General features: G+C 39.1%; 17 protein-coding genes and 1 riboswitch. Of the genes, 7 read left to right on the forward strand and 10 right to left on the reverse strand.

Annotated elements, in window-relative coordinates:
• Positions 1-28: 28 nt before the first annotated feature.
• Entirely contained in the window at positions 29-934 is a 906-nt protein-coding gene (locus ACTHOQ_RS00185; RefSeq protein WP_440493625.1) for a cation diffusion facilitator family transporter, read from the reverse strand.
• Between the two features lie 133 nt (positions 935-1,067).
• Complete coding sequence (locus ACTHOQ_RS00190) at positions 1,068-1,892, reverse strand: SDR family oxidoreductase (protein ID WP_440493626.1); 825 nt, start codon at positions 1,890-1,892, stop codon at positions 1,068-1,070.
• Positions 1,893-1,995: 103 nt separating this feature from the next.
• Here ACTHOQ_RS00190 and ACTHOQ_RS00195 point away from each other — a divergent pair, with 103 nt between their 5' ends.
• Positions 1,996-2,526, forward strand: coding sequence for a TetR/AcrR family transcriptional regulator C-terminal domain-containing protein (locus tag ACTHOQ_RS00195; protein ID WP_440493628.1), 531 nt, complete (start codon positions 1,996-1,998; stop codon positions 2,524-2,526).
• A gap of 35 nt (positions 2,527-2,561) precedes the next feature.
• On the opposite strand, the gene ACTHOQ_RS00200 is transcribed toward ACTHOQ_RS00195, so the two are convergent.
• Both ACTHOQ_RS00200 and ACTHOQ_RS00205 read right to left on the reverse strand, forming a co-directional pair.
• Positions 2,562-3,272: a metallophosphoesterase family protein gene (locus tag ACTHOQ_RS00200; protein ID WP_440493629.1), complete on the reverse strand. Its 711-nt coding sequence runs from the start codon at positions 3,270-3,272 to the stop codon at positions 2,562-2,564.
• Between the two features lie 27 nt (positions 3,273-3,299).
• The gene (locus ACTHOQ_RS00205) at positions 3,300-4,577 is read right to left on the reverse strand and encodes a histidine--tRNA ligase (RefSeq protein WP_440493631.1); all 1,278 of its coding nucleotides are present in this window, start codon (positions 4,575-4,577) and stop codon (positions 3,300-3,302) included.
• Positions 4,578-4,963: 386 nt separating this feature from the next.
• Here ACTHOQ_RS00205 and ACTHOQ_RS00210 point away from each other — a divergent pair, with 386 nt between their 5' ends.
• Complete coding sequence (locus tag ACTHOQ_RS00210) at positions 4,964-5,365, forward strand: cobalamin biosynthesis protein CobN (RefSeq protein ID WP_440493632.1); 402 nt, start codon at positions 4,964-4,966, stop codon at positions 5,363-5,365.
• 54 nt (positions 5,366-5,419) lie between these two features.
• Here the strand turns inward: ACTHOQ_RS00210 and ACTHOQ_RS00215 are convergent, their stop codons facing one another.
• The 5 genes from ACTHOQ_RS00215 to ACTHOQ_RS00235 all read right to left on the reverse strand — a co-directional run bounded on the left by ACTHOQ_RS00215 (position 5,420) and on the right by ACTHOQ_RS00235 (position 8,480).
• A complete protein-coding gene (locus ACTHOQ_RS00215) occupies positions 5,420-6,307 on the reverse strand; it encodes an alpha/beta hydrolase fold domain-containing protein (RefSeq protein ID WP_440493633.1) in 888 nt (295 codons plus the stop codon).
• Positions 6,308-6,507: 200 nt separating this feature from the next.
• Positions 6,508-7,311, reverse strand: coding sequence for a GNAT family N-acetyltransferase (locus ACTHOQ_RS00220; RefSeq protein WP_440493635.1), 804 nt, complete (start codon positions 7,309-7,311; stop codon positions 6,508-6,510).
• A gap of 314 nt (positions 7,312-7,625) precedes the next feature.
• Positions 7,626-7,808 carry a hypothetical protein gene (locus tag ACTHOQ_RS00225; protein ID WP_440493637.1) on the reverse strand — a complete coding sequence of 61 codons (183 nt, stop codon included), beginning with the start codon at positions 7,806-7,808 and terminating at the stop codon, positions 7,626-7,628.
• A gap of 23 nt (positions 7,809-7,831) precedes the next feature.
• Positions 7,832-8,167: a DUF2812 domain-containing protein gene (locus tag ACTHOQ_RS00230; protein ID WP_440493638.1), complete on the reverse strand. Its 336-nt coding sequence runs from the start codon at positions 8,165-8,167 to the stop codon at positions 7,832-7,834.
• Between the two features lies 1 nt (position 8,168).
• Entirely contained in the window at positions 8,169-8,480 is a 312-nt protein-coding gene (locus ACTHOQ_RS00235) for a PadR family transcriptional regulator (protein WP_440493640.1), read from the reverse strand.
• A 475-nt stretch (positions 8,481-8,955) separates the two neighbouring features.
• On the opposite strand from ACTHOQ_RS00235, the gene ACTHOQ_RS00240 reads away from it, so the two are divergent.
• Positions 8,956-9,279, forward strand: a complete 324-nt coding sequence (locus ACTHOQ_RS00240; RefSeq protein WP_440493641.1) for an ATPase — start codon at positions 8,956-8,958, stop codon at positions 9,277-9,279.
• Positions 9,280-9,328: 49 nt separating this feature from the next.
• Here the strand turns inward: ACTHOQ_RS00240 and dut are convergent, their stop codons facing one another.
• A complete protein-coding gene (gene dut, locus ACTHOQ_RS00245) occupies positions 9,329-9,766 on the reverse strand; it encodes a dUTP diphosphatase (RefSeq protein ID WP_440493643.1) in 438 nt (145 codons plus the stop codon).
• A gap of 178 nt (positions 9,767-9,944) precedes the next feature.
• A riboswitch (cobalamin riboswitch) is annotated at positions 9,945-10,130 on the forward strand.
• Positions 10,131-10,288: 158 nt separating this feature from the next.
• Here dut and ACTHOQ_RS00250 point away from each other — a divergent pair.
• The 4 genes from ACTHOQ_RS00250 to nrdF are packed head-to-tail and all read left to right on the forward strand — an operon-like array spanning position 10,289 to position 13,918.
• A complete protein-coding gene (locus ACTHOQ_RS00250) occupies positions 10,289-10,513 on the forward strand; it encodes a glutaredoxin family protein (RefSeq protein ID WP_440493644.1) in 225 nt (74 codons plus the stop codon).
• Complete coding sequence (gene nrdI, locus ACTHOQ_RS00255) at positions 10,510-10,878, forward strand: class Ib ribonucleoside-diphosphate reductase assembly flavoprotein NrdI (protein WP_440493645.1); 369 nt, start codon at positions 10,510-10,512, stop codon at positions 10,876-10,878. The genes ACTHOQ_RS00250 and nrdI overlap by 4 nt, the downstream gene beginning before the upstream one ends.
• A complete protein-coding gene (nrdE, locus tag ACTHOQ_RS00260) occupies positions 10,875-12,968 on the forward strand; it encodes a class 1b ribonucleoside-diphosphate reductase subunit alpha (RefSeq protein ID WP_440493646.1) in 2,094 nt (697 codons plus the stop codon). Before nrdI ends, nrdE begins: the two co-directional genes overlap by 4 nt.
• Positions 12,956-13,918 carry a class 1b ribonucleoside-diphosphate reductase subunit beta gene (gene nrdF, locus ACTHOQ_RS00265; protein WP_440493647.1) on the forward strand — a complete coding sequence of 321 codons (963 nt, stop codon included), beginning with the start codon at positions 12,956-12,958 and terminating at the stop codon, positions 13,916-13,918. Before nrdE ends, nrdF begins: the two co-directional genes overlap by 13 nt.
• Positions 13,919-13,993: the final 75 nt, after the last annotated feature.

Raw genomic sequence — 13,993 nt, forward strand, 5'->3', positions numbered from 1 at the left:
CATTCCGACATATCTTCAATGTTTAATATTAAAAGTGATAATCGTCTTCGCAAATTATAAGCTCTTTCGGATCATAAGGTTCAATGTGGACTAGCGTTGTAGCATATCGATCCAATTTTTGAACCGCTTTTTCGATTTGTTCGGTAATCGTGTGCGAATCGCGGACATTTAAATTCGGGTTTACACATACTGTAATATCCACTAATATTAAGCTTCCATGCTGTCTTCCCCGCACTTCCACCACTTCCCTTACCCGCGGAATTTTTGCAACACGCTCTTCAATTGAACTGATGAGCCCAATATCGAAGCCGTCCGTTAAAGAAAAGGCCGCATCCTTGAATATGTCAATCGCTGTTTTTATAATAATTAAACCGATAATAAAAGCAGTAATTGTATCAATAATCGGAAAGCCTAGTATCGCTGCGCTAATACCGATTGCAGTTCCTATACTAACTAGAGCATCCGAACGATTATCATATGCAGCAGCTTTTACGGCCGTACTGTTAATTTTTTTTGCAAGTGCAATATTATACTTATAAACCCCGAACATGACGAGCGCACTAAAAACGGCAACGATAATTGTCACGATGGAAGGATCTTGATGGATTGGATTCACTATTTTTCCCCCTGCCGACAAAAGCACTTCAATTCCGACATAAATCATAATAAATGAAGCGATAAGCGATGCAATTGTTTCTGCTCGAAAATGACCGTATCGATGATCATCATCAGGGGGACGCTGCGAAATTCGGAGCCCTATTAAAACAGCGATTGAGGCTATAATATCTGTTGTGTTGTTTAAACCATCTGCTTTCAATGCTTCTGAGTCCCCTATATACCCAACGATCAATTTCAGCGAACTCAAAAAAATGTAGGCGATGATTGATAAATAGGCACCTTTTTCTCCTGCCCGTAAATTTGTATATTGCTCCAAATTGTTTCCCCCTTGAAAAACTTCTTTAAACACGAAAGAGGTTACCTCCCATCTATAAAAGAAAAGGAAGTAACCTCAAAATGCAATTTAAATCATTATAGCAGAAATATAATCAACTGCCTAATTTCTATCGTTAATTTTGTTGCATTGCTTCACGCATTCGTCCCATATTGGCAATTGTGCCGCCATCGACTAAAAGATCTGTACCTGTAATGTATGAAGCCGCATTACTTAAAAGGAATTCCACTGCTTTTGCAATCTCATCCGCATCGCCTTCACGACGCAATGGGGTATACGATAATAATACTGCCATCTGTTCGCTTTGCTCTTTTTCCTGACGCCCCATCGCTGTATCAATAGTTCCCGGGGAGATAGAATTTAAACGGGCACCCTTTTCGCCCCAAGCCCATGCTAAATCTTTCACCATTTCGATAACAGATAGTTTCGAGAATGGATAAGATGCTTGTGTTGCGCCTTTTGTCATCATCTCCATCGTTTGCATGAAGTTTTCAGCTAATGGATTTTTTACAGCAGCACGAATTTCCGGTGTTGCTGGTACCATATGTGCACTCATTGATGAAATCATTACCGCTGAAGTGCCTGTTCCCGCGATTTTAACAAATTCATCTAAAATATAGGCTGTTCCTAATGCGTTGACTTCCATAATTTTTTTCCAGTCAGCCATTGTTGGAGAAAGACCTGCCGTGTGAACAATTCCGGCCAGCTCCCCCATTGAAGCCGCTTTTTCCGCAAGCGCTTTCACACGTTCGCGATTCGAAATATCCCCCGTCATATACTCAACAGACGCTGCACCTGCCGCTTTTAATTCTTCCGCCGTATGTGCTAAACGCTCTTCATTCATATCCGCCAATAAAAATGTGTTCCCTTTTGCTAAACGCATTGCTGTCGCTTTCCCCATACCGCCTGTGCCGCCAGTAATTACATATACTTTTGTCATATGTTTGACCTCCTAAATTCACGTTATGTTCATTTTATCCAGCTTTTTCTTTCCGTTCAAACGACATTGTATAGTAAAGTGTCTATATGAAGGAGCTGAACTTATGAACGAGAGACAAATTATCGAACAGCCAACGATTAGACAATATATCCTAGCTTCTTATAAAGAACTGTTAAAACGGCATTCCCCCGAAAAGATTTCAGTGAAGCAAATTGCTGCGCATGCCGGCATTAACCGTTCGACTTTCTATTTGCATTTTCAGGATAAATATGAAGTTTTACATACAGTAACAGAGGAAAAGCTGAAAGAATTAGTTTCATATTATTATGGGAATACGAATCGCAATACGAGCCCGATTAATACAACGATACAAATTTGCGGACATATTTTCAGCAATCGCGCATTTTATAAAGAACTAATAAATGAAGAACAGTTTAAAAACCGGCTCTTCTATTATTTATATGAAGCGCTTGCCGCACATCTAAAAAACGAGGCGTTCGCGACATTCACCGCGTATGGGACGATGGGCTATTTTATTGAGTGGATAAAAAATGATTGCCAAAAACCGATCGAAGTGATTGCAAACGACTTATCAAGCATTGCCGACCTGCAAATTTTGAATAGGCAAATATAACAAATATACCATCGTCCTGCTGTAGGGCACTTTTTTTATAAATTCACTTTATATACATCCAGCAGTTCGCCTGCTTGCGATAATAATACTGCGTTTAGCCGGCCGCTCATATAGCAGCCGCCGTCAATGGCGATATACCGCCTATCCTCACTCAGCCATACATCATTTGATTCATGAATATAGCTTACTGGTGTATGACCGAACACATTGATATACGGTGTGTGATTCTCTTGCAAATAATGCTTGCGAATTCTTATAAAATCAGATGCCGACGTTTCATCAAGCGACGTAAACTGTGAATTAAAGCCTGCATGTGTCAGCAGGACATTGCCTATAATCTTATGAAACAAGCCATTTCGCAAAAATTCAAGCTGCGGGCGAAATTTTTCTTTAATGAGCATTGCTTGCTGTACGACCGGTAAATCGGCGGCTTCGTTTGGCAATTTTGCCAAAAGAGATTGCATTGTTTGCTGACCGCCATTAATATAATATTGCTCCTGTTTACCTAATGGGTTTTCCAAAAAGTTCAGCAGCATCTCTTCATGATTTCCTTTGCAAAAAACCACATTGTCACAATATGCGTATTTCAGCTCGATCACTTTTTCGATTACTTGCAATGATTCCGGACCGCGATCGATTAAATCACCAAGAACAACAAGTGTATCTTCGGTATTCCAAAACTCCAGAATTTTCTCGAACTGTTTGTAATACCCATGAATATCGCTTACGACGAATAAATTTTTCATATTGAATCATCTGCCATTTCCTGTTTTTTAATTGAAAGTAAATTCCATTTCTTTTACATTACCACTTTTCATATCTTTTAGCTTTACTGAATTATTGTGAACCTCTTCTTCACCTAGCACGATTACTTGCGCGATATTTTCGCGATTTGCCTTATCCATTGCTTTACGGACCTTTTTCCCTGTCAGCTCGTCTTCTACGCGGTTGCCTGCATTACGCAGTTTAGTCGCAAGCTGGAGTGCTTGTTTTTCAGTATTGATCGGGATGATATAAATATCGATATCACACAGGTTCTGTTCCACTTTCCCTGCGAGCTCAAATGCTGTATAAATGACATCTAAACCAAATGAAATACCGACTGTCGCATATTGCTGCCCGGTGCCGATAAGTCCGCCAATGGCATTATCATAGCGCCCCCCGCTGCCAATACTTGATTTAATCGTGCCATCCGCAATGAAGATTTCGTAAATCGTTCCCGTATAAATCTCCAGACCGCGCGCCAAAAATGGGTTGAATATGCATAATGCATCAATCTGCAAAGCCGCTAAATAGTCCATCAGCTCACATAGTTCTGCAACACCTTGTTTTACAAATTCATTTTGTTCTGTCAAACTTTTAAAATAATCAAGTGTAGGCGGTGCTTCTAAAAACTGCATGATTACGCGTAAAGAAGAATCCGCCAAGTCAAGCTCAGACAGCTCTTTTATTAATGTTGCACGATCAATTTTCTCCATTTTATCCAAAATTAAAATAACGCGATCCATAACGGTTTCTCGTACCTCGAAAATTTGCAGCAGACCATATAATAATTTGCGGTTATTATATTGAATTTGAATCTTCACATTCAGTTTTTCAAAAGCGTCCACTGCCATCATCATTAATTCTGCTTCGGCCGACTGTGATTCAACCCCGACAATATCCACATCACATTGCGTAAATTCACGGAAGCGTCCAGCCTTAATCGGCCCGTCACGAAACACTTTGCCGATTTCATAGCGTTTAAACGGCATCGCAAAATTGGGATTCATCGCTACCACTTTCGCAAACGGGATCGTTAAATCATAGCGAAGTGCCAACTTACGATCGCCACGATCCGATAATGTGTACATCTCCTGAAGGATTTCTGCGCCGCCTGCATATTTTGACGTCATTAAATCGCTATAGTTGAGGATTGGTGTTTCAATTGTCTTACAGCCATATAAAATAAATGTATCTTCAAGCGTGCGCCGGATATTGCGTCTCACTGCTTCTGCTTGCGGCAAAAAATCTTGTGTACCTCTTACATTTTGATATTCCATTTTCTTCATTTTTTCTTCCTCCTTATTTTTGGCAATAAAAAAAATCGTATTTCCATAAAGCTCCATACGGCTTTATTTATACGATTCCACTGGAAAAAGTCTTCCTATTCGATATTAAAAAATTAATAAAGATAGCAAGACTTTTATGTATGATGATGTGTTGTTTTGAAAATAAACATAGCAGCTTTCGGCATACAGATACCCCCCTTAAATTATATTGACTATACAGTATACTTTTTTATTTGGCAACTTTATTTTCTGAAATATTCAAATTTTCTTTTTCCACTTTTCAGGAAAATTTAACGACGCAAAAAAACTGCGAATTAGCCGGTTGCTGAAACTTTTTACTAGCTGCCTCGTAAATTAGTTAGCAAATTGTGAAGGGTTACATAAAAATGTTGCTTGGATTTTATAGCGGTCTTATAATTTTTGCTTTGTTATTGATCATTGTGACAGTATTTTTTATTCGCGAGTTTTGGAAAAAGGAAAAATCGGCATATAGTGCTAATACATTCATGCTAGGTGTTCTTATGCTGTTTATGCTCATTCTTTCCAGCTTTTACACCTATGATTTTTACCATTTGCACTTTGGCAATATTAAATCCGCAGAAGGGGTGTGCGATATAAAATTTGTAAATGGCGGGGGTAAAAGCATTGATACTACTGAAGTTGCCATCGACAACAAACTTTATTCCATTAAAGCAAGTACATATAAACATTTACCTGATGGTCGTTATAATTGCGATCTTGCTTATTTGCCGATCACAAAAATCATTTCGGAAATAGACATTCAATAGAATGGGCTTCCGTACAGCGCTATTTCTGTACAGAAGCTTTTCTGATTTATCATGCTAATCATTAATAATTTTCACTAACATTTGAAGTGCTTTTTTTGCCTCGGGTATAGGAAAGACGGGGAAAACATGATTCATTTTTGGATATTCATAATAATTGATTTTAATTTCCTGTTTGTTTGCTTTATCCAAAAACATTTGCGCATCCACCAGCAATAGTTCACCTGTCCCGACAAACAGCGTTATTTGCCCAATTTCCGTTAAGTCGCCATGAAGCGGACTTACCCGGTAATCCGTTAAATCCACATCCTTTGCCCACATCCGTCCAAGCTCCTGCGCCCCTCGGATTCCCAGCATTGGATCCAGTTTTTCAAGCTCTTTATAGCGTGGATTCTCTCCTCTAATATCAAGCCACGGTGAATGAAGCACAATATGCTGCGGCTGCTTCTTCGATTGCAATTTAACATCCTGTGCAAATGCCAGTGCCAGTCCGCCGCCAGCGGAATCACCCATGAAAATAAATGGGGAATCATACTTTGCTGTCAGCTCATCATATAAATTATGGATTGCCTCAAAGCATTCCTTATACGTGCTCCTAGGCAGCTTCGGATAAATCGGTACTACAATCGTAAAATTCGTTTGTTGTGCAAGCTTTACTAAATAGCGCCAATGAAAAATTAGCGGATCATTGATATAGGCACCACCGTGAAAATAAAAAATCACCTTTTTAGGATTTTGCTGTTCATTGATTGTGTAATAGAGCATGTGATTCAATTCATTTTTTAAAATACTGTGTTGCTGCATAAATTTTGCATCCAGCTCATAAGGCGCTTCATTATATTTACTTGCAATGAAGTCATCCATTAAACGATGATCTAAAAACTTTTTTTTCGTGCCCCGTAACATCAAAAATTTTTCAAACAAAACACTTTGCCAGCTTCGCATACGATCCCCCCTAAATAAATAATCAGAAACGAAATTTCGCATATTTCTGCCAATCTATATTTAGTAATTATTCGGGAATAGATAATAATTCCCTTCTGGTCGATTTTTTTTGCTGTTCAACTTATGCTTAGCAGCTGTGATTTATTTGAAGATGAATATAACTGCCATTGAATTTAATTTATTCTGGCACATTATTTTCATTAATTAGTCGCTTCATACCGTATCATTGACCAAAAGCCGATATCCACAAAACCAATGCGTTTATAAATACTTCCTGCAGCCGGATTATCATAAAATAAACAAACCGTTTTTCCTTCCGCAAATAAATCGCGGCAAAGCTTTAGCATCGCATGTGTCGCATAGCCCTTCTTTTCGTAGCCCGGCCTTGTGCCCACACCTACAATCATAGCGGATTGTGAATTTTCTGCTGTTGTTGATGCAGATGAAACCATCACTCCTTGCGCATCCCGAATCATATATGTACGCCCCGTTTTAAATTTCTCCGCGCGCTCTCTTGCTTCCACACTGAATGTACCTGTGGAAAATTCAGGTATGGAGCTTAGCATTTCTATATTTTCTACATACTCATGCGGCTGTAGATATGTCACATCCGAAAAGTCCAAATCCGAAATTGGAACTGATAATTCCGTGCATTTTGCGTAATACGTTTCACTGTCCCTCCGGATATGGCGTTCAATATATTGGCGTAATGGCAATACTAAATGCCGCAGTCCTGAAATTTCGATTTGTCCTTTATTTTCATTAATGATTCTTGCAAAACCCGCCACATCATAGTCCCCATTACTATATGGAATATAATTCTGATCATAGCGCAGTAAAATCGCGATAAGCCGTTCGTCGTCAAATTGCCCCCATAAATCTTGAATATCCGACTCAAAGCCATATGCCTCAATATCTCCAATAATGAATAAATTCTCGGCAGGCTTCTTCTCAACTAACTCCATAACAAGATCATGGTCAGTATTTTTTAATTTTCTTATCATATAAACCCCCCTTTTTTTCTGATAATTCATTATACTCCGTAAATACAGGGAATGTAAAAAAAGACCAAGCAAATTCATTACTTAGTCGATTGATGATTGTTGCTCATTTTTTTTTATCAATTTTCTTTTTTTCATTTTGTACTTTTAAAAAAAAAGGAGCCAATTACTCCGATCCAAAGCGGAACTAAAAATGCCTATTTAAAATTTTGGTATTGCTCCCGGTAAATATCAAATGCCGCTAATATAATCGGAATGACTCCAAATAAAGTCATCATAAAAATATATTGTCGAGTTTTTTCAAACGTTTCATCTGTTCACCTCAATTGCTTTAATTGACGAATTTTTCTATGGTATTTATAAAACGTATAGCTATACCAAACAACAAGCGCTGTATACATAATAATGAGTACGTTTAGCCAATCATAATCTGCATAAAGCTTTGCGGCCAGCGAGCTTAATGCAGCGATTCCAAAACCGATTATAAATATGAGCACCACATTACGGCGTCTTCGGTCACGGTCTATAACTGATGAGTGATCCGAAAAAATTTCCTGCCCTCGGCTGAAATAAAAATATACTTCAAATAAGAATGGTTTTTAGCTATAAGCTCCCAGCCTGTCTCATGGAAAAGTTCCTTATAATCGTCAAATTCTTCTCTATTTTTTATAGTTCTATAATCAATTTTATAGTGCATATTTTTCGCATCTAAATCGACATGGAAATGATAGTGATTTTCTGCAAGCCCCCCCTTGCTGTAATCTACGAGACGCCAGCCACTTTGCGCAAGCTCGTTCAGCCAATGTTCTTCATCCTCAAATGAATTGAATTTTTTGCTTAATGTTCGTGTAAATGCCATATTATCCCTCATGTTTAAATTTGTATGTAAATGATAATAATTTTTCATAACGTCGTTGTTCTTCAATTAGTGTGTTCCGTCCTGCTTGTGTAATGGCATAAATTTTTTTCTTGCGGTTATCTAAATCCACTCCAACAACCTCAATCAATTTTTGTTTTTCTATATTTTTTAATACCCCATAAAGTGTGCCGGGAGCGATTTCATACTGCCCTTCGCTTACATCAAAAATTGTTTTAATAATGCCGTAGCCATGCATCGGTTCTTTTAATAATGCCAATAAAATTAAATAAGTCGGTTCTGATAATAGAATCATAGCCCCTCCATATAATGACTGTCGATATATCGATAGCCATATATTAAAACAGATATATATCGAGTGTCAAGATATAAAGTGCCCCTTAGATTTCTGCTTTTCATCATATTTAACAAAGCCCATATTAATCGAGATGTAAGCATATCTTAAACAAAATATTCATTCGTTTGACTCCCGCATTCTTTTATAGTTATATAATGAGCATACGATTATTTCTCAAAGCGATTTTGGTCTGATTAATTACTATTAGAAGAATGTATTGCTGATTATTGGATATGGACGCTGATTTTTTGATCGTAAAAGGTACAGCCTTATATATTGCTATATTAGCTAAACTTTTATCCAGCTCTTCCGTAAATTAGTCAGCTTCGTTTTAAGGTGCACAAGCACATATTTAAAATCTATCAACTATTTGCCGGTTCCCAGATTTGTTGCGGAAATCGCCATACAAAATGAGGACGTAAAGGAGATTAGGATGCCAGTGGATTTCAATATTTATTTTTTCTTTCAGTTTGGCTTTAGCACCGCTATCATTTCAGCCTTATTAATCGGTTCTTATTTTTATTACAAGAAAAAACCGAAAGTGGATAAAGGCTTTAAATTTGCTTATTATGGTCTTTCGTACCGCCGCAAGTTTTTACGCACAATGTATTCAATTCCGATTTATATTCTTTCGCTGGCAATTATTTATTTTGCTGCAGGATTTTCTGATTTTTTTATATTTTCCACAACTTTACTAGCGGTTTTACTTGTCATTCAAGCTTCATACAATTATATAAAATGGCAAAAAGAATTGTAAAAAGCCTGAGTTTTCCGGAGCTCAGGCTTTTGCTGTTTCGCTTTATAAATTATTTCACACCGCTCGAACCAAAGCCTTGTCCACCGCGCTCTGAATTTGAGAGTTCTTCCACTTCCACAATGAAAACTTGCGGAACATATTGCACGACTAATTGGGCAATCCGCATATGTTTTTCGATTTTGAATGGCTCTTTACTATGATTGATTAAAACAACGCCTATTTCTCCTCGATATCCTGCATCGATTGTACCGGGGCTATTTAACACGGTAATTCCGTTTTTCAACGCTAAACCGCTTCGGGGGCGTACTTGTGCTTCCGTGCCTTCCGGTAATTCGATTTGGAGACCTGTTTTGATCAATTGATAGTCGCCCGGCTGCAGAACTTTTTCTTCCACCGAGCTTAAATCCATACCCGCATCACCTTGCCGCGCTTGTTTTGGCAAAATTGCTTCTGAATGTATCTTTTTTATTTTTAACTGGATTGACATTTCGGACCAACTTTCTAATAATTGATAAAGATGCATATTCACATTTTATTAATAACGAAAACATATTTAGAAAAAAATTTCAACTCATATTTTTATAGGCTCTTCGACGGAATTGTCCGACTTCTGCTTGGATACTTTACTTTTCTAATCGGAAAGCTTATACTCAAATCAACTATATATTGTGTTTTTTTATCGCGGTACTACTAAATGTAGTTTAATAGGGAAGTTTGGTGCAATTCCAACGCTGTCCCCGCAACTGTAAATGCTGACTGATGACGGAAATACCACTGTGCTTTTTTGCATGGGAAGGTCTGTCTGATGAACGACGCAAAGCCAGGAGACCTGCCGCCATAAAACTATGTACATTTCTTCGGGGAATAGGAAATGGAGGCGCTATTTTTCCGTTTCCATTTCAAGCTATCCTGTTTTTCCCGGGATAGCTTTTTTTATTTGATACAGTCATCTCCCCCTGATATGCGCGGCACAATTACTAGTAATATTTATATAGCGAGGGATTCTATCATGAAACTTTACACGAAAACAATTTGTCCAAAATGCCTATGGGTGAAATCGGAGCTTGATGCTGCCAACTTGGAGGTTGAAATCATTAATATTGATCTTGACGAATCGGCCAAACAAAAAGTAATCGAGGCAGGTTTTCTTTCTGTGCCGTTATTTGAAATAAACGGCGAATTTATTGCAGAGCCGACTTCTATTATCGATCGCATTTCTGAAATGACTGCATGATCATTTTTGCTTCACGGACTGGCAATATACGATCCATTATTCAAAAACTCGGCTTGCCTGCGAAAGATATAGCAGAGGTGGAGGAAGTTGATGCACCGTATCTTTTATTTACGTATACGGATGGATTAGGCTCTGTTCCCCCTATCGTCGACCAGTTCATGACTGCTAATCACGATCAATGCAAAGGAATTATCGTTAGCGGAAACCGGAATTTCGGTCATGCTTTCTTCGGTCGTGCAGGTGACCTTTTAGCTGCAAAATACGGTATTCCGTTAATCGAAAAAGTGGAAATGCGTGGAACTCCGGCAAATTATGAAGCGATTACAGATTACTATTACTCCATTTGGAAAGAGGCATCGATATGAAACAGTATTTAAAATTAAATAACGATATTCTGAACCGTTACCGTGCTACAGGCGAACTGGATTTGGCGAAAGATAAAGAAGCAACACGGCGCTATTTTCTGGAAGACGTCAATGTCCGTTTACGTTATTTCATCGATATTGAGGAAAAAGTGCGCTATTTAGTTGATGAAGGCTATTACGAAAAAGCGTTTCTTGATCTATACTCGATGGAATTCATTAAGCAAATGTACAAAAAAGCCTATTCATACAAATTCCGATTCCCTTCATTCATGAGTGCTTCAAAGTTCTATGAAAGCTATGCGATGAAAAGCCGTGACGGAAAGGAAATTCTGGAAAAGTATGAGGACCGAATCGTCATTATCGCCCTTTATTTAGCACAAGGCGACGAAGCGCTGGCGGAAAAGGCCATTGAAGCGGTCATGACTGCCTACCAGCCTGCGACACCTACTGCATTGAACAGCGGGAAAAAGGCGCGCGGCGAGCTTGTATCATGCTTTAAATTAACGATGGATGACACGATGAATTCAATCGCCGAGAATATCGGCTATTGTCTTGAGCTTTCCCGTTTAGGCGGCGGCGTCGGGGTAAACTTGACCGATTTGCGTCCGCTAGGGGATCCGATTAAAGGGATTTTGAACCGTGCGAGCGGAGTTATGCCTGTTGCGAAGCTGCTGGAAAACTCTTTCTCATATTCGAATCAGCTTGGCCAACGAAACGGTTCCGGCGTCGTATATTTGAACGTCTTCCATGGTGATATTGAAGCGTTCATTTCTTCCAAAAAACCAAATGCCGATGACAAAATCCGTTTAGCTACTCTATCAACAGGGATTATTTTACCGGATATTTTCTTTGAACTGATGCGACGAGATAAAGATATCGTCTTATTCAGTTCTTATGATATTTACAAAGAATACGGCAAACGGATGTCGGAAATTTCGATTACGGAAATGTACTACGAGCTATTGGATAATCCGAACATCCGTAAACTAAAACGATTAAATGCCCGCAAACTATATACAGAAGTAAAAAAAGCACAATTTGAATCAGGCTACCCGTTCGAAATTCTGGACGATAATGTCAATAACGCCCATCCATTAAAGGGAATCGGACGTGTGAAGATGTCGAATTTATGCACGGAAATTCTTCAGTACCAGCAAACAGGCGTTATTAGTAATCAAAACGAACCAAACGAATACGGGCTGGATGTATCCTGTAACTTAGGCTCAATCGACATTCATGAAGCAACGAAAGTTCAGGATTTCGGACAGCTTGTCGATACAGCGATGCGCCTTTTGACGAATGTTTCGACGATGACCGATATCGTCAACGTCCCTTCTGTATCAAAGGCAAACAAAGTGATGCACTCTGTCGGATTGGGTGTCATGAACTTGCATGGTCACCTTGTACAAAGCGGCATCCGTTATGGTTCCAAAGAGTCGATTGAATTTATCGATGCATTCATGGAAGCTTTGAATTATTATTCATTAAAAGCGTCGATGGAAATCGCGAAGGAAAAGAAAGAAACGTTTTATCGTTTCGAGGACAGCGATTATGCGAGCGGGGTTTATTTTGAAAGCTATGTTAATAAAGAGGAAAAAGAACTGCTACCGGAAGTAATTAAAGCACTAGGAGCAACCCCTATCATTACACAGACAATGTGGAGACAGTTAAAGTCTGATGTATTAGAGCATGGATTGTTCCATTCATACAGGCTCGCAATCGCTCCCACTGGAAGTATCTCCTACATCCGCAGCTGTACGGCTTCCATCGCACCGGTAACAGAGCGTGTGGAAGTAAGAGACTATGCGGATAGCCGCACGATTTATCCGATGCCATTTTTAACGAATGACAATCAAGAGCTATATACCGAAGCTTATGAAGTGAACCCGTATGAACTGATCGACCTTTACGCAGCTGCCCAACAGCATGTGGACCAAGGCATTTCCATGACGCTTTACGTTACAGATCAATGGAACACCGAACAATTGGCAAAAGCTTATATTTATGCATGGACAAAAGGAATTAAATCCGTTTATTATGTCCGTCAACGTTTACTAACAATTGAGGAGTGTGTCGCATGTCAAATTTAACGTATAAAGCAGTCAACTGGAACACGCCCACAAGCGAACTTGCACGCATTTTCTGGGATCAGCAATGGAAGCAGATCTGGTTCCCCGAAGAAATCGCCGTAAGTAAAGATGTTAAGCAATGGAAGGAATTCGAACATCAGGATACATACAAAAAAGTGTTCGGAGGCTTAACATTGCTCGATACGGTCCAAACGAATATCGGCATGAACGAAATCGCGAAATTCACGCCGGATTTTCAGGAAAAAGCTGTTTTAACCGTATTCGGCTCATTTGAAGCGATCCACGCGAAATCTTATTCGTATATATTCACAACCCTTTGTACAAACACGGAAATTGACGAAGTGTTTGAATGGGTACAAAAAAACGAGTTTCTTCAATATAAAGCTAATCGCATTGGGGAGGTTTATACCGCGATAAAAGAAGATGATCCAGAAAGCTTATGGAAAGCGATGTATGCTTCTGTCATGCTTGAAAGCTTCCTGTTCTATTCAGGCTTCTTCTACCCCCTTTATTTAGGCGGGCAAGGCATACTGAGAAACAGTGCCGAAGTGATCAGTTTAATTTTGCGTGACGAGTCCATTCATGGAGTGGCAGTCGGCTTTTTCGCGCAGAACATATTTAAAACGTTCACAACGGAAAAACAGCAAGAACTAACATTATGGGGCTACGAATATTTGCTCGATTTATATCAAAACGAAATGAAGTATACAGATGACTTATATGCGGAAACAGGGCTATCCCCGGAAGTGAAGAAATACGTGCGATATAATGCAAACAAAGCATTGATGAATTTGGGGCTGGATACGATGTTCCCAGACGAGGAAGTGAATCCAGTTGTCATGAACGGCATTTCCAACACAGGGTCCACATATGATTTCTTCAGCCAAAAAGGAGCGACTTACGCAGTAGCAAAAGTCGCCCCAATAACGGATGATACGTTTAAGTTTTAAATGATGGATAATATCCCGTAAAGAAAAGAGCTGCCACGAAAAGAAACGATAAAATTTATCTTTTCGGACGGCTCT

The organism is Solibacillus silvestris (assembly GCF_051967575.1).
Taxonomy (GTDB): domain Bacteria; phylum Bacillota; class Bacilli; order Bacillales_A; family Planococcaceae; genus Solibacillus; species Solibacillus silvestris_B.

Excerpts from the sequence above, each read along its gene's own strand:
- nrdF (WP_440493647.1), top strand. The coding sequence starts at position 12,956 with ATGTCAAATTTAACGTATAAAGCAGTCAACTGGAACACGCCCACAAGC.
- ACTHOQ_RS00195 (WP_440493628.1), top strand. The coding sequence starts at position 1,996 with ATGAACGAGAGACAAATTATCGAACAGCCAACGATTAGACAATATATC.
- ACTHOQ_RS00205 (WP_440493631.1), bottom strand. The coding sequence starts at position 4,577 with ATGAAGAAAATGGAATATCAAAATGTAAGAGGTACACAAGATTTTTTG.
- nrdI (WP_440493645.1), top strand. The coding sequence starts at position 10,510 with ATGATCATTTTTGCTTCACGGACTGGCAATATACGATCCATTATTCAA.
- ACTHOQ_RS00220 (WP_440493635.1), bottom strand. The coding sequence starts at position 7,311 with ATGATAAGAAAATTAAAAAATACTGACCATGATCTTGTTATGGAGTTA.
- ACTHOQ_RS00190 (WP_440493626.1), bottom strand. The coding sequence starts at position 1,892 with ATGACAAAAGTATATGTAATTACTGGCGGCACAGGCGGTATGGGGAAA.
- ACTHOQ_RS00200 (WP_440493629.1), bottom strand. The coding sequence starts at position 3,272 with ATGAAAAATTTATTCGTCGTAAGCGATATTCATGGGTATTACAAACAG.
- dut (WP_440493643.1), bottom strand. The coding sequence starts at position 9,766 with ATGTCAATCCAGTTAAAAATAAAAAAGATACATTCAGAAGCAATTTTG.
- nrdE (WP_440493646.1), top strand. The coding sequence starts at position 10,875 with ATGAAACAGTATTTAAAATTAAATAACGATATTCTGAACCGTTACCGT.
- ACTHOQ_RS00230 (WP_440493638.1), bottom strand. The coding sequence starts at position 8,167 with ATGGCATTTACACGAACATTAAGCAAAAAATTCAATTCATTTGAGGAT.
- ACTHOQ_RS00235 (WP_440493640.1), bottom strand. The coding sequence starts at position 8,480 with ATGATTCTATTATCAGAACCGACTTATTTAATTTTATTGGCATTATTA.
- ACTHOQ_RS00210 (WP_440493632.1), top strand. The coding sequence starts at position 4,964 with ATGTTGCTTGGATTTTATAGCGGTCTTATAATTTTTGCTTTGTTATTG.
- ACTHOQ_RS00215 (WP_440493633.1), bottom strand. The coding sequence starts at position 6,307 with ATGCGAAGCTGGCAAAGTGTTTTGTTTGAAAAATTTTTGATGTTACGG.
- ACTHOQ_RS00250 (WP_440493644.1), top strand. The coding sequence starts at position 10,289 with ATGAAACTTTACACGAAAACAATTTGTCCAAAATGCCTATGGGTGAAA.
- ACTHOQ_RS00240 (WP_440493641.1), top strand. The coding sequence starts at position 8,956 with ATGCCAGTGGATTTCAATATTTATTTTTTCTTTCAGTTTGGCTTTAGC.